At 41.0% G+C, this 18,367-nt stretch carries 16 protein-coding genes; 15 read left to right on the forward strand and 1 reads right to left on the reverse strand.

Annotation, left to right across the window (positions count from 1 at the left end):
• Positions 1-58 precede the first annotated feature (58 nt).
• The 14 genes from H6A61_RS04645 to H6A61_RS04710 all read left to right on the forward strand — a co-directional run bounded on the left by H6A61_RS04645 (position 59) and on the right by H6A61_RS04710 (position 12,450).
• Complete coding sequence (locus H6A61_RS04645) at positions 59-646, forward strand: TIGR00730 family Rossman fold protein (RefSeq protein ID WP_154045001.1); 588 nt, start codon at positions 59-61, stop codon at positions 644-646.
• A 21-nt stretch (positions 647-667) separates the two neighbouring features.
• Positions 668-1,450 (forward strand): DUF4271 domain-containing protein, encoded by a 783-nt coding sequence (locus H6A61_RS04650; RefSeq protein WP_154045000.1) that lies wholly within the window; start codon positions 668-670, stop codon positions 1,448-1,450.
• A gap of 4 nt (positions 1,451-1,454) precedes the next feature.
• Positions 1,455-2,201, forward strand: coding sequence for a uroporphyrinogen-III synthase (locus H6A61_RS04655; protein WP_154044999.1), 747 nt, complete (start codon positions 1,455-1,457; stop codon positions 2,199-2,201).
• Positions 2,202-2,306: 105 nt separating this feature from the next.
• Positions 2,307-2,702 carry a ribonuclease P protein component gene (gene rnpA, locus H6A61_RS04660; protein ID WP_154044998.1) on the forward strand — a complete coding sequence of 132 codons (396 nt, stop codon included), beginning with the start codon at positions 2,307-2,309 and terminating at the stop codon, positions 2,700-2,702.
• A gap of 12 nt (positions 2,703-2,714) precedes the next feature.
• Complete coding sequence (gene yidD, locus H6A61_RS04665) at positions 2,715-2,936, forward strand: membrane protein insertion efficiency factor YidD (protein WP_154045011.1); 222 nt, start codon at positions 2,715-2,717, stop codon at positions 2,934-2,936.
• An 83-nt stretch (positions 2,937-3,019) separates the two neighbouring features.
• Positions 3,020-3,598, forward strand: coding sequence for a TatD family hydrolase (locus tag H6A61_RS04670; protein WP_204391480.1), 579 nt, complete (start codon positions 3,020-3,022; stop codon positions 3,596-3,598).
• A 102-nt stretch (positions 3,599-3,700) separates the two neighbouring features.
• Complete coding sequence (gene tyrS / locus H6A61_RS04675) at positions 3,701-4,993, forward strand: tyrosine--tRNA ligase (RefSeq protein WP_204391482.1); 1,293 nt, start codon at positions 3,701-3,703, stop codon at positions 4,991-4,993.
• A gap of 146 nt (positions 4,994-5,139) precedes the next feature.
• On the forward strand, positions 5,140-7,041 hold the full coding sequence (locus H6A61_RS04680) for a heparinase II/III family protein (RefSeq protein ID WP_239469111.1): 1,902 nt from the start codon (positions 5,140-5,142) through the stop codon (positions 7,039-7,041).
• Positions 7,042-7,360: 319 nt separating this feature from the next.
• Complete coding sequence (locus tag H6A61_RS04685; RefSeq protein ID WP_204391486.1) at positions 7,361-8,365, forward strand: hypothetical protein; 1,005 nt, start codon at positions 7,361-7,363, stop codon at positions 8,363-8,365.
• Positions 8,366-8,437: 72 nt separating this feature from the next.
• Positions 8,438-9,487: a phosphate ABC transporter substrate-binding protein PstS gene (gene pstS, locus H6A61_RS04690; RefSeq protein WP_154044993.1), complete on the forward strand. Its 1,050-nt coding sequence runs from the start codon at positions 8,438-8,440 to the stop codon at positions 9,485-9,487.
• 90 nt (positions 9,488-9,577) lie between these two features.
• Positions 9,578-10,435: a phosphate ABC transporter permease subunit PstC gene (gene pstC, locus H6A61_RS04695; protein WP_204391488.1), complete on the forward strand. Its 858-nt coding sequence runs from the start codon at positions 9,578-9,580 to the stop codon at positions 10,433-10,435.
• 21 nt (positions 10,436-10,456) lie between these two features.
• Positions 10,457-11,329: a phosphate ABC transporter permease PstA gene (gene pstA / locus H6A61_RS04700; protein WP_154044991.1), complete on the forward strand. Its 873-nt coding sequence runs from the start codon at positions 10,457-10,459 to the stop codon at positions 11,327-11,329.
• Positions 11,317-12,087: a phosphate ABC transporter ATP-binding protein PstB gene (gene pstB, locus H6A61_RS04705; RefSeq protein WP_154044990.1), complete on the forward strand. Its 771-nt coding sequence runs from the start codon at positions 11,317-11,319 to the stop codon at positions 12,085-12,087. The genes pstA and pstB overlap by 13 nt, the downstream gene beginning before the upstream one ends.
• 177 nt (positions 12,088-12,264) lie before the next feature.
• On the forward strand, positions 12,265-12,450 hold the full coding sequence (locus H6A61_RS04710; protein ID WP_204391490.1) for a hypothetical protein: 186 nt from the start codon (positions 12,265-12,267) through the stop codon (positions 12,448-12,450).
• Positions 12,451-12,514: 64 nt separating this feature from the next.
• Here H6A61_RS04710 and H6A61_RS04715 read toward each other — a convergent pair whose 3' ends face one another.
• The gene (locus H6A61_RS04715; protein WP_204391492.1) at positions 12,515-14,557 is read right to left on the reverse strand and encodes a hypothetical protein; all 2,043 of its coding nucleotides are present in this window, start codon (positions 14,555-14,557) and stop codon (positions 12,515-12,517) included.
• Between the two features lie 451 nt (positions 14,558-15,008).
• Between H6A61_RS04715 and H6A61_RS04720 the strand changes: the two genes are divergently transcribed.
• A complete protein-coding gene (locus tag H6A61_RS04720) occupies positions 15,009-18,329 on the forward strand; it encodes a glycosyltransferase family 117 protein (protein WP_204391494.1) in 3,321 nt (1,106 codons plus the stop codon).
• Positions 18,330-18,367 lie beyond the last annotated feature (38 nt).

Genomic DNA, 18,367 nt, shown 5'->3' on the forward strand with positions numbered 1-18,367 from the left:
ACAATGTCATTCGCTGTTATCTTCTAACAACTAAAAACTAACAACTAAAATTAAAGACTTGGAAAATATAAAATCAGTATGCGTTTATTGCGCATCAAGCACAAAGATAGACGAGGCTTACTTCGAAGCAGCAAGACAATTAGGTAAACTGCTGGCAGAAAAAGGTATAAATGTAATAAACGGAGCCGGATGTCAGGGACTAATGGCAGCCGTATCGGATTCAGCTCTTGAAGCAGGAGGAAAAGTGACAGGAGTTATTCCACACTTCATGGTAGAGCAAGGCTGGAACCATACAGGACTGACACAGACCGTTGAAACCGAGACAATGCACGAAAGAAAAAGCCTCATGGCCGAAATGAGTGATGCAGTAATCACACTACCGGGAGGATGCGGCACACTGGAGGAACTGCTGGAAATAATCACATGGAAGCAGCTTGGGCTGTATCTCAAGCCTATAGTAGTTCTGAACATAAACGGATATTTCACCCCCCTACTCAATATGCTTGAAAAAGCCATTGAAGAAAACTTTATGAGACCGGAACATGTAAAACTGTGGGAAGTGGCAAATACTCCGGAAGAGGCAGTAGATTTATTATATACAATACCGATATGGAACAAAGAATTTCGTAAATTTGCGGCTATATAAGCATTTATACAGATAGCAGATATGAATGAGTGGAAATTATTCAACGACAGTGTATGCGTAAAACCTGAAACCGAAGAAATCTCAGTACCGCCAGACAGCGGTATGCAAGGTGAGGCAATGCCTTACAAATTGGTTTCGGACAGTAACGTCATGCTTGCCATAGTGTCAGGTCTTCTCCTCATTGTCATAGCCCTTCAAAACGAGAAAAAAGGAATTATCAGAATATTACGCAACTGCTTTTCCACTTCATCAGAAAGGACCAATATATTCGACGACAGCTACAACTCCACATCCAACATTCCTACTGTACTGCTGTGTGGTGTGTCATGTATAATGGGAGGCTTGCTTATTTATCATTACTATTCATACTCCGATCCTGATTTCTTTTTCAAGACAAAGCATACTGTAATGTTGGGAATATACATAGGAGTATTAATATCATATCTGATAATCAAATGGTTTATATATTCTTTCATAAACTGGGTTTTCTTCGAAAAAGAGAAAAACAAATTATGGATTGAAGCCGTTTTTAACATAATTGCCGCACTGGGATTTATACTTTTTATCACTGCGCTTTACATCGTATTTCTTGACTCGGAATTTCATTTTTCCGCGAAAATCATACTAATTATCATCTTTATAAGTAAAATATTGTTATTTTACAAGTGTTTTAGGTACTTTTTCAGAGGTTTTCATGGCGTTTTACATTTAATTTTGTACTTTTGCACCCTCGAAATAATACCCGACCTGTTTCTGTGGAAAGGTATAGAATTAATTAACAGCATATTGATATTAAAAATTTAAAGCATTGAAGATAAAGAAAGTTCTTGTTTCTCAGCCAAAACCGACAACAGAGAAGTCTCCTTATTTTGACATTGCTGAGAAATACGGAGTGAAGATAGATTTTCGCCCGTTTATAAAAGTAGAGAGCCTGACTGCAAAGGAATTCAGACAGCAGAAAGTTTCTATCTTGGACCATACAGCTATCGTGTTCACATCACGCCATGCAATAGACCACTTCTTTAATCTTTGTGTGGATTTGCGTGTTACGATACCGGAAACAATGAAGTATTTCTGTACATCAGAAGCTATAGCACTCTACATACAGAAATATGTACAGTACAGAAAACGCAAAGTATTCTTCGGACCAAGCGGAAAGTTTGCAGACTTGCTTCCTACAATCATCAAACACAATACAGAGAAGTATTTTATCCCTATGTCGGATGTTCACAACGATGAGGTAAAAGATTTGCTCGACAAGCATAAGATACAGCACACTGAAGCTGTTATGTATCGTACAGTAAGCAATGACTTCACACCTGAAGAAAGCTTCGATTACGACATGCTGGTATTCTTCAGCCCTGCGGGAATACAGTCGTTAATGAAGAACTTCCCTGACTTCGAACAGAAAGATATCGCTATAGGATGCTTCGGACCTACAACAGCCAAAGCTGTGAAAGATGCAGGATTGCGTCTGGATCTTGAAGCTCCATCTGCAACAGCTCCATCAATGCCTGCTGCACTTGATTCTTTCATTCGCGAACATAATAAGTAATAAAAGAACAAATATCACCCATAATCGGGAGTTTTGTATCGGGAAAGTTTTTAACTTTGCGGTGCGGAACTCCCGATTTGTTTTTTAACTATAAAATAAAGATTAATGAGCGAGAAGAAAATATTCACATTACAGAAGGAAGAGAGACTGAACAGCAAGATAATCATAGAAAAGCTGTTTTCAGGCGGAAGCAAGTCTCTGCCCGCATTCCCGCTCAGAATAGTCTATATGCCTGTAGAGGAAGAATCGCTTCCCACAATTTCACTTCTGATAAGTGTCCCGAAAAAGAAATTCAAAAGAGCCGTAAAAAGAAACCGTGTCAAGAGGCAGATAAGAGAGGCATACAGGAAAAACAAATTTATACTGAAAGACTTTCTGGAAAAGGAAAACAAGAAAGCCGCAATAGCCTTCATCTGGCTTGGAAATGAGCTGTACGACTCGTCTGAAATAGAAAGCAAAGTAATAAAACTGCTACAACTCACTGCCGAGAAGCTTGTCTGAAAGATGAAAACCATCAAACTTATATTGACATACATACTCCTGATTCCGGTCTATTTCTACAGAAATTGCATATCGCCATTCACACCTCCGTCATGCAGGTTCACCCCAACATGCTCACAATATGCCATCGAAGCTCTGAAAAAGCACGGTCCTGTAAAAGGTTTGTACCTCACAATAAGAAGAATCTTGCGATGCCATCCGTGGGGTGGTTCAGGATATGATCCGGTACCCTAATATTATATCCAACTATCATGATTATAGATATCCATTCACACAATGTCTCTTCCATGCATGAATATAAAATAAACAGTTTTTGCATGAAAGACAAGGATACCGTAGATTTCATATCGGCAAAACAGATTTCGATAGGTATCCATCCGTGGTATGTCACCGCAGACGATATAGAGCAACAGACAGAATGGATAAAACATACTGCTATCAACGACAAGCGCGTAATTGCAATAGGCGAATGCGGAACAGACAAACTGTGCAATACAGATATGAATATTCAGAATGAAGCTTTCTGCAACTGTATAACCTTATCGGAAGAACTAAAACTCCCCCTCATAATACACTCCGTAAAGACATCTAACGAAATAATAAGACTCCGAAAATCCATAAGGCCAAAACAGCCTTGGATTATACATGGTTTCCGTGGAAAACCGGAGCAGGCATTACAATATACAAGCAACGGATTCTACCTGTCTTTCGGAAAGTTATACAACGCCGAATCGATAAAAATAATACCTCTTGACAAACTTCTGTTTGAAACTGACGAGTACACAGGAAACATCACAGAAATAATCAGAAATGCAGCAGAAACGCTTGACATTCCGAGCGATAAAATACAGGACATCGCATCAGAAAATGCTAAACGTCTCTTTTTTAATAGATAAAAATTGGTTATTCAGATAAAGTGTCGTAATTTTGCCATCAACAACTAACGGTAAACGAAGTTAAACCAAAAATTTTATATGTTAAACTAAGAATTTCATTCGATGAACTTTGTAGAAGAATTAAGATGGCGCGGAATGGTACACACCATGATGCCAGGCACAGAAGAACTACTTGAAAAAGAAATGGTAACAGCTTACCTCGGTATTGACCCTACTGCAGACTCTTTGCACATCGGTCACTTATGCGGCGTTATGATGTTAAGACATTTCCAGCGTTGCGGCCACAAGCCGTTGGCTCTAGTAGGTGGTGCTACAGGTATGATTGGCGACCCATCCGGAAAATCACAGGAACGTAACCTGCTGGATGAAGAGACATTGCGCCATAATCAGGAGTGTATCAAGAAGCAGTTGGGCAAATTCCTCGATTTCGAATCGGACGCCCCAAACAAGGCAGAACTGGTAAACAACTATGACTGGATGAAAGACTTCTCATTCCTCGACTTCGCACGTACAGTAGGAAAGCACATCACCGTAAACTACATGATGGCAAAAGATTCTGTACAGAAACGTCTTAACGGGGAGGCACGCGACGGACTTTCATTCACTGAATTTACTTATCAGTTGTTGCAAGGATATGACTTCCTGCATCTGTATGAAACCAAGAACTGTAAACTTCAGTTGGGCGGTTCCGACCAGTGGGGTAACATCACCACAGGTGCCGAACTGATTCGCCGTACAAACGGTGGTGAGGTTTACGCACTTACATGTCCGCTTATAACAAAAGCCGACGGTGGTAAGTTCGGTAAGACAGAATCAGGAAATATATGGTTGGATCCTCGATATACATCTCCATATAAATTCTATCAGTTCTGGCTCAACGTTAGCGATGAAGACGCTAAGAAATATATCAAGATTTTCACTTCAATATCAAAAGAAGAAATCGACAGCCTGATAGCTGAACATGAGGCAGCTCCTCACTTGCGCGTTCTTCAGAAACGTCTTGCCAAGGAAGTTACTATCATGGTTCACTCTGAGGAAGACTACAACGCTTCAGTCGAAGCATCAGGAATCCTGTTCGGCAATGCAACTTCAGAAGCTCTGAAGAAACTTGACGAAGATACTCTTCTTTCTGTATTCGAAGGTGTTCCACAGTTCGAAGTTGCCAAATCAGATATCGAAGCCGGAATAAAGGCTGTTGACCTGTTTGCTGAAAAGACAAACATCTTCCCTTCAAAAGGCGAAATGAGAAAGATGGTACAGGGCGGTGGCGTTTCTTTGAACAAAGAGAAACTTACTGCATTCGATCAGACTATCACAAGCGAAGATCTGCTTGACGGTAAATATCTTCTCGTACAGCGTGGAAAGAAAAACTATTATCTTATAATAGCAAAATAAAAAACATTATCTACCTCATTTAAAGACTGCAGAAGCATCCGTTTCTGCAGTCTTTATTTTTATTTATACCCTAATTTGTTATCTTTGCATCAAATACTATAATCTAATTAATTTTATCAACAATGAAGAATCACTCTTTACTTCGTATGTGGACTATATGCTGTATGTTGCTATTCACGACAGCTATGTTTGCATATACCGAAAGAAATCTGCTGCAAAACTCTGTAACCAAAGAACAGCTAAAGGAAGCTTTGGTAATGAACGGTGCCTGGGTACCATATCCGGCATACTCCGACCGTGAAGGCTGGAACTCTCTGCTTAATGACGAAGACAGACAAACTCTTATCAACGCCGGAGAGAAGATGCTTGACTACAAATGGCAGGTAATCCGCGCTACAGACTATCTGGAATACGAACGTAGCGGCGAAAGAAACATTATGCAGAATCCATACGAAGCAAACCGCAAAGCCATAAACGTACTTATGATGGCCGAACTTGCCGAAGGAAAAGGACGTTTTATCGACCAACTTATAAACGGTGTATTCTTCAGCTGCGAAATGACTTCATGGGTTCTGTCGGCACACCTGCCAAGACAAAGCACCAAACGCTCAATGCCTGACTGGCGCGAGCAAATCATTGACCTTGGTTCCGGTAACTACGGTTCTATGCTGGCATGGGTATATTATTTCTTCCACGATACATTCGACAAGGCTGATCCTGTTATATCACTTCGTATGCGCCATGAGCTTCAGGAACGTATTCTTGACCCTTACATGGAAAACGACCGCGAATGGTGGATGGCTTTCTACTGGAAACCTGGAGAAATCATAAACAACTGGAATCCTTGGTGTAACTCTAATGTACTTCAGTGCTATCTCCTTCTTGAAAATGACCGCGACAAACTTACCGATGCGGTATGGCGTACAATGCAGTCTGTTGATAAATTCATCAATTTCGTGAAATCAGACGGCGCATGCGAGGAAGGCACTTCATACTGGGGACATGCTGCGGGAAAGATGTACGACTATCTCCAAATTCTTTCTGACGGAACTAACGGAAAAGTATCCCTGTTCAATAATCCTATGATACGCCGTATGGGAGAATATATCAGCCGTTCGTACGTTGGCGACGGTTGGGTAGTAAACTTTGCTGACGCTTCGGCAAAAGGTGGCGGCGATACTCCATTGATTTACCGATACGGACGTGCAGTAGGCAGCGAAGAGATGATGCAGTTCGCAGCATATCTGCTCAAGGGCAAACGTCCTACAATTCCTCTTGGCAATGATGCTTTCCGTACATTACAATGTGTATTACTGAATAAGGAACTGGAGCAGACTAAACCTGCACATAACGTTCCTGCATGTACATGGTATCCGGAAACGGAATTCTGCTATCTGACAAACAACTCAGGATGGTTCCTTGCCACAAAGGGAGGTTTCAACAACGAGAGCCATAATCATAACGATGCAGGAACATTCTCACTCTACATCAATAATACTCCTATGCTAATAGATGCAGGAGTAGGAACATACACACGACAGACATTCAGTAGCGAGAGATACTCCATCTGGACTATGCAGAGCAACTACCATAATCTGCCTATGATAAACGGTGTTCCACAACGCTTCGGACAGGAATACAAGGCAACAAATGTAGTATGCAAGGAAAAACAGCGTTTCTTCTCTGCCGATATTTCTACAGCATACCCTGAAGAAGCAGCGGTAAACAGCTGGATTCGTTCATATAAATTAGAAAACAAACGTCTTGTGATAACCGACAAGTTCTCACTGAAAGAAACCAAGGCTGCCAATCAGGTGAACTTCCTCGTTTGGGGAGATATTGATATAAGCAAAGCCGGTGAAATAAGTATAAAAGTGGGCGACGAACATGCCACCCTGGAATATCCTACAAACTTCAAGGCTACGCTTGAGACTATAGAACTTCCTGATACACGACTCTCAAACGTATGGGGAAAGCAGATATACCGTATCGTATTAATTGACACACAAAAGAAACTTGAGGGAAACTACAAGTTCATTATAAAGTAGTATTGAACGATGTTTGCAAACTGTTTTAAAAATGTTTGCAAATATACATTCCGATAAAAAGGGCAAATATCCTATATTGGTAAAATCACCAATTATTCTATGGATATTTGCCCTTCTCTCATTATATACATATTAGAAATAAAGCCATATTTCATGTAACATTTTTGTAACATATGCTACATTTGTGTTTAATAAACTAATTATTAGATATATACATTCAGAAGATAAAACCAGATTAATATTAATGTTAAGCAATTGTAACATGTTTGTAACATCAAACAGTCATTTTTGCGTCGTGAAAATTAAGCAAGCTATAAACATGAGAAAGATTTTACTAAGTGTGATGTTGACACTTGCAATACCAACACTGACATTTGCAAAGGAAAAGAAAGAAGAGAAAAAAGGAAGTGCAATCATTACTATCTATTCTGATTTGCATTCAGGATTCGGAACTGTGAACAACGACAGAGGTTTTAATTTGGACAGAGCCTACATTGGCTACCAGTATAAATTACCTCACAATCTCTTGATAAAGGCGGTTATGGACTTCGACCAGTCAGACGACGTTGATGACATACAGAGAGTAGGCTTTATCAAAAACGCAATGGTTTCATGGAAACACGAAGGACTGACATTGAACGGAGGTTTGATAAACACCACACAGTTCAAGACTCAGGAAGATTTCTGGGGCAAACGCTACGTTATGAAATCATTCCAGGATGAATATAAATTCGGTAGCAGCGCCGACCTCGCTGTATCTGCAGCATACAAATTTTGCGATATTTTTTCTGCCGACGTAATAGTAGCAAATGGTGAAGGCTACAAAAAAGTACAGGTGGACGACGGTCTCCAGTACGGTGCCGGCTTGACACTCACTCCGGTAAAAGGATTTATGGTACGTGCATACGGTTCATACAACGAAGCCGGACAGAGCATAAAAGATGCAGCACAGAACAAAGACGATGTAAAAGGAACTACAAACCTCGCATTCTTTGCAGGATATAAAAACTCTGCATTCTCTCTTGGAGCAGAATACAACTGGATGAAGAACACCAAGTTTGCCAATGGCAACGACAAGAGTGGTGCTTCTGTTTACACAACAATAAACCTTACAAAGAAAATCAACATATACGGACGCTGGGACTATCTCACATCAAAAGACTCATGGGACAGCGCTAAAGACGGAATGGCCGGTATGGCTGGTGTAGAATTCAAGTTGGGCAAATATGTAAAGCTATCTCCTAACTTCAGAATATGGGCACCTAAGGCAGACGGAACGAAGAACCTTACATACGCATACTTAAACGCTTCATTCGCTCTCTAATAAGAAATATTCGGACAGTGTCCGAACAATAATTAAACAACTATAAAACAACAGAATATTAATTTTTAAGGTATGAAAAAGATTTATTTATCACTCATTGCAGGTGTGTTTGCAGCAATAGTTTCTTCTTGCGGCGGACAGAAATCAAACGGAGTAGAACTTACAGGTGCCGGAGCAACATTCCCACTTCCTTTCTACACTATGTCATTTGACTCTTACGGAACAACAGGCAACAATAAAGTATCATACGGTGGTATCGGCAGTGGCGGCGGTGTCCGTAACCTTAAAGACGGTATCGTTGATTTCGCCGGTAGCGACGCTTTCCTTTCAGACAAGGAAATGAGCGAAATGAAACCAGTTGTACACATCCCGACTTGTATGGGTGCCGTGGTATTGGCATACAACCTTCCTGAAGTTACAGCCTTGAACCTTTCAGGTGATGTAATAGCTGACATCTTCGCAGGAAAAATTACAAAATGGAATGACGAACGTCTTCAGAAATTGAATCCTGATACAAAACTTCCTGAAAAGGATATCATCCCGGCATATCGTTCAGACGGTAGTGGTACAACTTTCGTATTCACAGACTATTTGAGCAAAGTAAGCGAAGACTGGAAAAACAACTTCGGTTGCGGTAAGACAGTTGATTTCAAAGTTGGTCAGGCTGCTAAAGGTAACCCGGGTGTAGCAGGTATCATCCGTCAGACTCCATACTCAATCGGTTATATCGGTTCTGAATATGCTTTCGCACAGAAAATACCATACGCAAGCGTTATGAATGTACGTGGCGAACTGGTTACTCCATCTACAGAAAGTATCTCTGCGGCTGCTGCAGGCGAAATACCACAAGACACTCGCTGCTCAATCACAAATGCTGACGCTGCAGGTGCATATCCTATCAGTTGTTTCACTTGGTTGATTATCTACAAAGAACAGAACTATTCAGACCGTACTATCGAACAGGCTAAAGCTACTCTTGACATGCTTCAGTACATGTTGAGTGCTGATGTTCAGAAAACTACTGAAACTGTACACTACGCTCCACTGCCACAGAGCGCAATCGAAAAGAGCCTCCAGAACTTGAAAGAAGTTACTTTCGACGGACAGGCTATCCTAAAATAAAATAATTAAGTTTTGACAAAAAAGTTGGCAAGGCAATATGCCATGCCAACTTTGTAAACTTATTAAAGCCTAACTAAAAAACAAATCAACATGCAAGACAAGATATTCAGGGCATTACTCATAATATCGGCAATAATAATACCGGTTATCGGTGTTGGGATTGTATTCTCTTTGGTGAATGATGCTTCAGGAGCATTCAAGGAATTCGGTTTCTGGAATTTCATTTTCTCTGATGATTGGGTAACTACAGCCGGAAAAGAGAAATACGGTGCGCTGCCGTTCATAACAGGTACACTTCTCACCACACTTCTTGCACTGCTCATGTGTATTCCATTCTCGCTTCCTGTAGCACTATTTACCGGCGAATATTTCAAAGGAAAGAAAATAGCAACCATACTGAGTACCGTAGTAGATTTGCTTGCAGGTATCCCGTCTATCATATATGGTTTGTGGGGATTCTATGCTCTTCGCCATGTATTTATGCACCTTAACCTTTCTCCGCAAGGTTCCGGAATTCTGACAGCAGCTTTCGTACTTGCCATCATGATTGTGCCATACGCAGCATCGCTTAGTGCCGAATTCATAAAGATGGTTCCTTCTGATCTGAAAGAAGGAGCATACGCTATGGGGGCAACCCGTGCCGAAGTAATCCGCCGCGTTATATTCCCTATGGCAGGTTCAGGTATCTTCTCGGCATATATCCTCGCTATCGGACGTGCATTGGGTGAAACTATGACAGTGACAATGCTTATCGGTAACACAAACCAGATGCCTGAGACACTGAGAACTACAGGAAACACCATGGCAAGTATCATTGCCAACCAGTTTGGTGAAGCTGACGGATTGAAACTTTCATCACTTATCGCAATCGGACTGCTGCTGTTCCTCATTACGGCAATAATAAACATGATAGGAAAGATATTGATACGCCGCGCCCAGCACGTATAACAATTCATCAATCAGAAGAATATGATAGTAAAAGACAATAAACTACAGATACGAAAATTCAAGAACGGACTCCTGTTCTGGACCGTATGCATACTTTCCGGTCTGACAGCGATACCGTTGCTTGCCATCCTCGGAGAAGTGTTCATAAAAGGTTGGGAACAGTTGGGATGGTCATTTATCACAGAAGCCACACCGAACGCTTATAAGGCAATGCAGGCAATGGAAGCAGGCGAAACAATACCGGGAGGTATAGCCAACGGTATAGTGGGAACTTTCCTTATGCTGTTCCTTGCCGCGATAGTAGCCATTCCTGTAGGAATATTCTGCGGTATCTGCCTTTCTGAGTACAGAGGAAACTGGTTCGCTACAATAGTAAGTTACCTTACCGACCTTCTTCAGGGAACACCGTCCATCATCATCGGTATCATCACATACATCTGGGTAGTCGTTCCGATGAAAGGATATTCGGCTTTCGCCGGAAGTGTGGCACTGTTCATAATGATGCTTCCACTCATCATCCGTTCCACAGAAGAGACAATGAAAATTCTTCCGGAAACACTCAAGGAAGCAGGTCTTGCACTTGGGGGAAGCTACTGGAGAGTAATGCTTCAGGTCATGGTTCCATCGGCATTCGGAAGTATATTCACAGGTATCCTGCTTGCCATCTCGCGTGTGGTCGGCGAAACAGCACCACTCATGTTTACAGCACTTGGAGGCGCAGCAATAAGCTGGAATATGGCACGCCCGATGTCGGCAGTACCATTGCTTATCTGGGAATTCTTCAACGACCCTAACCTCCAAAGCCTCATTTGGGGAGCATCGTTATTCCTGCTCACCTTCGTATTATGTTTAAACTTATTAGCTAAAAGAATTGCAAAGAAATGGAAAATATAAAAGATCCTATCCTTCAAATACAGAACGTATCAATATCATATACAGGAAATATACTTGCAGTAAAGAATGTAAGTGCCGATGTTGAGAAAAATACTATCACAGCCATCATGGGACCTTCAGGCTGCGGTAAGAGTACATTGCTGCGTGCAGTAAACCGTATGCACGAGCTTTACAAGAATATCAACGTTACAGGCAAGATATTGCTTAACGGAGAAAACGTTCTCGAAATGGACCCTACGGAAGAACGCCGCCGCATCGGTATGGTGTTCCAGCGTCCTAATCCGTTCCCTACAATGAACATCTACGATAACGTACTTGCAGGATATATACTTAACGGTATAAAACTTCCTAAGAGCAAGAAAGACGAGATAGTGGAACGCAACCTCCGCAACGTAATGCTTTGGGACGAAGTGAAAGACTCACTCACAAAACGTGGTACTTTCCTTTCGGGAGGTCAGCAGCAACGTCTGTGCATCGCACGTTCACTGGCATTGCAACCGGACATTCTGCTTATGGACGAGCCTACTTCTGCTCTTGACCCTATCGCTACAAAACACATCGAGGAGCTTCTTATCGAACTGAAGAAGGAAGTGACTATCCTTATCGTGACACACAATATGTCGCAGGCTAAACGTATATCAGACCGCTCAATGTTCATGTTCCTTGGCGAACTGATTGAATACGATGAAACACAGAAGATGTTTACCAATCCTAATGATGAACGTACTCGTGCATACCTGACAGGTAAAATGGGATAATAATATTTATGTTGTAGTAGGAAAAGGACTGTTTCCCGGCATTGCAGGGATAACGGTCCTTTTTCATTCTACAACTCCTAGTACAAATATAAAATTAAAGCAAATCATAATGGACTATTTATATTACAAAAGAGTTATTATAAAGAAAAATATTAATAATATAATAACTTTAGAACCATGTTAAAAAAAGAAGATTTAATCATTGATGAAAAACAAGTGTACTTAAAACCTGAATGTGAGATATATGAGCTATATGTTGAAAGTTCAATATTAAATTCAAGTAACAACGAAGACGTTAATGGTGCCGATGCAGAAATAAACTCATTCCTTCAAGGCAGAAGTTATGACACATCTGTGTTTTAAATAAATAAAAAAGCGCAACCATGTTAATTGCGCTTTTTATATAAAATAATCGTCAAAAAATATACTATCTATATCTGGCATTTATAAAGCCTTCAGCCCTACCTGGCGACAACATCTCCCATAATGATGCCACAACCCATCCGGGAGCGAAAATATCATTATAATATCCTTTTCCGTTTTTACCATAGTCCCAATTTGTATGCTGTACCACCTCAGGATAAAATCCTGTTTTTGCAATGCCGCACATGTGTCCCTCATGCGGCAAAAGCTGACGCATAGATGAAGTTATAACCTCCGAAAACTCTGCAAACCGCTTTTCATCAAACTCTTTTGACAACCAGCGAAGTACATCAACAAAATCGAACACAAACACATCTATATGGTTATTCTCGACAGACACATTTCCCCAACCGCGTGTTTTCAAACCTACATCGCCCAGCATCTGACCTTTGGCAAACGGCACATCCCAAGTATAATACCAAGACAATGCAAAATATGCAGCTTTTCTGGAAAGTTCAGCATAATATTCACGTTCATGACCTCTTGTGACCAATGCCAGATAATAAGCAGCAGTAGAGGCGTATAGCGAAGACTCTTTATCCTCGCAATTGGCATCAAGCGTAGATGAGAAATAATCAGACTTGGATATCAATTCCTTGTCCAGATATGACACAGAGCGTTTTGCCGCTTCCAGATAACGCCTGTCTCTAAAATATCTATAAGCCATAACCAAAGGAAGAGTTGCCGAAGGCGTACTTCCTCCCGACTTATCTACTATGGACAAATCATCCTTAAATTTGCGTGGAAAACTTCCATCCTTATTCTGTAACAATAAAAAGTTATCAAGCATTTTCCGCATATGCATCTCCCATTCCGGATGATTACGTCCGTTCTTCTTCTCATAATCCAAATAATACAAAACAGCATACATACCTTCCGACTGACGACGTATGCTATGATTTTTTTCTATGGAGTTGCGTTTAAGATGTACCACCTCATTAAAAAAGCCGTTTTTAGAAAAGCCCTTTTGCAAATATGAATCGAAAATACTGTTAGCCATATCAACCAGTTCAGTACGTTCTTTCTCCTCACCATACTCCAGAGCATTGAACGCATTTAACAGTGTACGTCCCACGAAACCTACCTCAGCAACATCATTCTTTCCACAATCGTCTGTACGCAATTCTACGCCGGAGAAATATTTTACAGTTGCATTATCCACATAACTTTCTACAAAGAAATTACTCAATACATCCTTCATTATTTTGTCCGTATAAGGAGTTTCTACCGGTGTAGGCCTGTATAAATCATAACTATACTCCCAAGTTTTTCTGACACAATCGGAGAAGTCGTCTGCGCGGCTTTCATTAATCTCCCATTTCAATTCTATGCTTTCTCCTTTCTTCAGCAATTGGAAAGCCTGTACATAAGGTGCCAAAGTCAGTTTACGGATATATGTTTTTGGCGCTTCCTTATATGGAAATCCAAAAGATAATGCAGTCATTCCATTGACATTTTCAAATCCTGTATAACCTATGGATGTTTTTCCTGAAAGGATTATTTCACCTTGATTATGTGTGGTCAATGCATCGCACTCAAAGTTTGCCACACGTGTTACGGAAATAAACTTATTGTGTTTCTCGTCATAAACAGCCGTCATAGGAGTACTCAAACGGTCATCACGAACCAGCCAACTGTCGTAAGTATGAAATGAAGGTGCTTCCTTAGGCGAACGCAGATTACGCCTGTACCAAAAACCAGGCATATAGAACAGACAATCATCATGTCTAAAATTCGATTTCAACTGTTGCCCGAAATTAAAATATACATCTTCAAGAGCTGTTATCCAAACCACTACCTGCCTGTTTTTTCCACTATCCGTTATATTCTGATATACATGCACAGGCATCTCAGAATCACCAACCAACTGATAGGCAAATTTCTGATCTGTCAATTTGTTCATCTTCAGAGGATAATATACAGACATATTCCCCGGTTTCTTTAAAGCTATATATGATGATACATTTGCAGGAGTGAACTCAAATGCATTAACACATCCCATTATCATACCAAAAGTAATTCCTGAAAGTAATCTTCTAATATTCATGATACCGTTTCTTAGTAATAAAAACCTTGTTAATTCTATATACTTATTTTCGCTACTGTAAGCTTCCAGGCTTCCACAAAATATAAATTCAGCCATTATAGCATTAAAAAAAATTCTAATGAGAATTCACTATAAAATTCTGCAGAATCCGCAAACATATTTTCATCACAAATCAGGTCCGTAAGTTAACAAAAATATCCAACATAAAACTACCGGAAAAAGAATATTTGAAAACGAACTGTCATTCGAATCAAAATGAACTGTCATTTCAAACCGAATGACATTTCATTTTTTTAAAACGTATCAACACCCTATTATAAAGAAACTTTAAGATTGTCATACTGTTATCATTATCAATTCTTTATTATCTTTGCGCTTGTTTTTGACGATAATAACAGACCTGCAGGTAAACAAAGTTAACCAACGGTCAATGAAATTAAATATATAATTCATGAAACAGTACAACAAGATTAACAACCTGGTTGGATGGCTTGCTTTCGCAATTGCTGCTTTCACCTACTGCATGACTATTGAGCCAACAGCCAGTTTCTGGGACTGCCCGGAATTTATCACCACCGGTTACAAACTGGAAGTAGGACACCCACCTGGCGCACCTTTCTTCATGCTTACGGCAAATTTATTCAGTCTGTTCGCTTCAGACCCTTCGCAAGTGGCGCTGATGGTCAATATCATGAGTGCGCTGATGAGTGCGGCATGTATCCTTTTCCTTTTCTGGAGTATAACACATCTTACAAAAAAACTGGTATGTCCGAATATAGAGGATATGACCACCGGCAAACTGATTACCATAATGGGCTCTGGTCTTGTTGGTGCTTTGGCATATACCTGGAGTGATACATTCTGGTTCAGTGCGGTAGAAGGTGAAGTTTATGCTTATTCCAGCTTGTTTACAGCCCTGGTTTTCTGGCTTATATTGAAATGGGAAAACCGCGCTGACGAGCCTCACAGCGACCGATGGCTGATTCTGATTGCTTATCTTACAGGACTTTCGATTGGTGTACACTTACTTAACCTGCTGTGTATCCCGGCCATTGTACTGGTTTACTACTACAAGAAGAATCCTAACGCTAACCTGAAAGGAAGCCTTTTGGCTCTCTGCGGTTCAATGGTTATAATTGCCGCTGTACTGTACGGTATCGTACCGGGTATTGTAAAAGTTGGAGGATGGTTCGAACTGTTGTTTGTCAACAGCCTGGGAATGCCTTTCAACTCAGGACTTATCGTATATATCATAATTATGGCGGCATCGCTCATATGGGGTGTTTACGAAAGCTATACAGTACGCAGCCGCAAACTGATGAATATATCATTCCTGCTTACATTGGGACTTCTCGGTATTCCGTTCTACGGACACGGATGGAGCAGCGTGATAATAGGTATAATCGTACTTGGTATTCTGGCAGCTTATCTGTTTGCCGACCTAAGCGATAAATTCCGTGTAAGCGCACGTACACTGAACACTTCACTACTGGCCCTGATGATGATTGTAGTGGGATATTCTTCATACGCTGTAATCGTGATACGTTCGTCGGCCAATACTCCAATGGATCAGAATTCGCCTGAAGATATCTTTACTCTTGGTGAATATCTGGGACGCGAGCAATATGGTACACGACCTTTGTTCTACGGACAGACTTACGCTTCAAAACCTGCATTGAAACAGGTTGACGGCGGATGTGTTTACGATGTGGAAGAAGGAGCTCCTGTATATCAGCGTAAAGAAAAGGAAACTCCCGACGAAAAGGACAGCTACGAAATAGTACGTCACAGAACAGAATATAAGTATGCACAGAACATGCTGTTCCCACGTATGTACAGCGAAGCACATGCACAGCAATACGAATCATGGGTAGGCGGAATAAAGGGTAAACAGGTGCCTTACGACCAGTGTGGCGAAACGATTATGGTCAAGATTCCTACTCAATGGGAAAACATAAAGTTCTTCTTTATATATCAAGTGAACTATATGTACTGGAGATACTTCATGTGGAACTTTGCAGGACGACAGAACGACATACAAGGTCAGGGCGAAATAGAACATGGCAACTGGATTACAGGTATTCCGTTCATAGACAATATGCTTGTGGGCGACCAGACATTCCTGCCTGACAGCTTGAAAAACAATAAGGGACACAACGTGTTCTACTGTCTGCCTCTGATATTGGGACTCATAGGTCTGTTCTGGCAGGCATACAGAGGAGACAAAGGAATACAGCAGTTCTGGATTGTATTCTTCCTGTTCTTTATGACAGGTCTTGCCATTGTACTTTATCTGAACCAGACTCCGTTGCAGCCTCGTGAACGTGACTATGCATATGCTGGTTCATTCTATGCTTTCGCAATATGGATTGGTCTTGGAGTGGCAGGTATCACTGAATATCTGCGCAAAAAGATGAACGAGACTACTGCTGCTTCCATAACAGCTGTGTTATGTCTGCTCGTTCCTCTGCAGATGGTTAGCCAGACTTGGGACGACCACGACCGCAGCGGACGCTACACTTGCCGCGATTTCGGACAGAATTATCTGAAGACTGTTCAGGAAGAGGGATGCCCTATCATATTCACTAATGGTGACAATGATACTTTCCCATTGTGGTATAATCAGGAGACTGAAGGTTTCCGTACAGATGTACGTGTATGTAACCTCAGCTATCTGCAGACAGACTGGTATATCGACCAGATGAAACGTCCTGCATACGACTCTCCTTCTGTGCCTATCAACTGGGATCGTATCGACTACGTTTCAGGACATAACGAGGCCGTTTATATTCGCCCTGAAGCTATGCAGACTATAAACAACTACTACAAGCAGAATCCTGAAGAGGCTAAAGCCGAGTTCGGCGACAACCCATACGAACTGAAGAATATTCTGGAACATTGGGTGAGAAACTCTAAGGACGGACTCCAGATGATTCCTACAGACAGTATAGTAATCAAGCTGGACAAGGAAGCCATCAAACGTTCCGGAATGCTTACTCCGGACTCTATTCCTGACTACATGCACTTGTCACTGAAAGGTAAGAGGGTATTGTATAAGAGTGAACTGATGATGCTTGAAATGCTTGCCAACACTAACTGGGAAAGACCGCTATACATGGCTATCACTGTAGGTTCGGACAATCACCTGAACCTGACAAACAACTTCCTGCAGGAAGGTCTTGCTTACAGAATAACTCCTTTCGACAACAAGAAGTTGGGCAGAACGATAGACAGCGAAAAGATGTATGATAATCTGATGAACAAGTTCAAGTTCGGAGGTATAGAAAATCCTGACATTTATCTGGATGAAACTGTTTCGCGTATGTGCGACACTCACCGCCGTATGTTCGTACAGCTAAGTACCCAGCTTATCAAGGAAGGTAAGAAGGACAAAGCTATAAAGGCTCTGGATTACTGCGAAAAGGTTATCCCTAGTACAACCGTAAGACATGATTATATCTACAGCGGTTCGAAGGAAATGGCAGACAACTATATTACCCTTGGGGAATATAAGAAAGCTGAAAACATTCTTGACCAGATAGCGAACGACAATGTTCAGTATATCGCATGGTATCTGAGCCTTGATGATGCGCGTTTTGCATTGTCATATGAAAACTGTCTGCGTAACATTTATTGCCTTGACGAGATATGCAAGAGTCTGGAAAAAATAAAGGATGAAAAGACTGGTGAAGTATGTGAAACTGCCGTTCATTACAATCAGAAATTCCAGGAGCTCTATTCTCTGCTCGAGACAAAAGTTGGAAAGAACTGAAAAAATGAGTTTTTAAGTTCTTAAGTTTATGAGTTTGT

The sequence above is a fragment of the Bacteroides caecigallinarum genome, assembly GCF_016901995.1.
Taxonomy (GTDB): domain Bacteria; phylum Bacteroidota; class Bacteroidia; order Bacteroidales; family Bacteroidaceae; genus Phocaeicola; species Phocaeicola cellulolyticus.

What these genes read in the sequence shown, in the direction of transcription:
- H6A61_RS04650 (WP_154045000.1), top strand. Translation starts at nt 668, where the DNA reads ATGAATGAGTGGAAATTATTCAACGACAGTGTATGCGTAAAACCTGAA.
- rnpA (WP_154044998.1), top strand. Translation starts at nt 2,307, where the DNA reads ATGAGCGAGAAGAAAATATTCACATTACAGAAGGAAGAGAGACTGAAC.
- H6A61_RS04670 (WP_204391480.1), top strand. Translation starts at nt 3,020, where the DNA reads ATGAAAGACAAGGATACCGTAGATTTCATATCGGCAAAACAGATTTCG.
- tyrS (WP_204391482.1), top strand. Translation starts at nt 3,701, where the DNA reads ATGAACTTTGTAGAAGAATTAAGATGGCGCGGAATGGTACACACCATG.
- H6A61_RS04680 (WP_239469111.1), top strand. Translation starts at nt 5,140, where the DNA reads ATGTGGACTATATGCTGTATGTTGCTATTCACGACAGCTATGTTTGCA.
- H6A61_RS04685 (WP_204391486.1), top strand. Translation starts at nt 7,361, where the DNA reads ATGAGAAAGATTTTACTAAGTGTGATGTTGACACTTGCAATACCAACA.
- pstS (WP_154044993.1), top strand. Translation starts at nt 8,438, where the DNA reads ATGAAAAAGATTTATTTATCACTCATTGCAGGTGTGTTTGCAGCAATA.
- pstC (WP_204391488.1), top strand. Translation starts at nt 9,578, where the DNA reads ATGCAAGACAAGATATTCAGGGCATTACTCATAATATCGGCAATAATA.
- pstA (WP_154044991.1), top strand. Translation starts at nt 10,457, where the DNA reads ATGATAGTAAAAGACAATAAACTACAGATACGAAAATTCAAGAACGGA.
- pstB (WP_154044990.1), top strand. Translation starts at nt 11,317, where the DNA reads ATGGAAAATATAAAAGATCCTATCCTTCAAATACAGAACGTATCAATA.
- H6A61_RS04710 (WP_204391490.1), top strand. Translation starts at nt 12,265, where the DNA reads ATGTTAAAAAAAGAAGATTTAATCATTGATGAAAAACAAGTGTACTTA.
- H6A61_RS04715 (WP_204391492.1), bottom strand. Translation starts at nt 14,557, where the DNA reads ATGAATATTAGAAGATTACTTTCAGGAATTACTTTTGGTATGATAATG.
- H6A61_RS04720 (WP_204391494.1), top strand. Translation starts at nt 15,009, where the DNA reads ATGAAACAGTACAACAAGATTAACAACCTGGTTGGATGGCTTGCTTTC.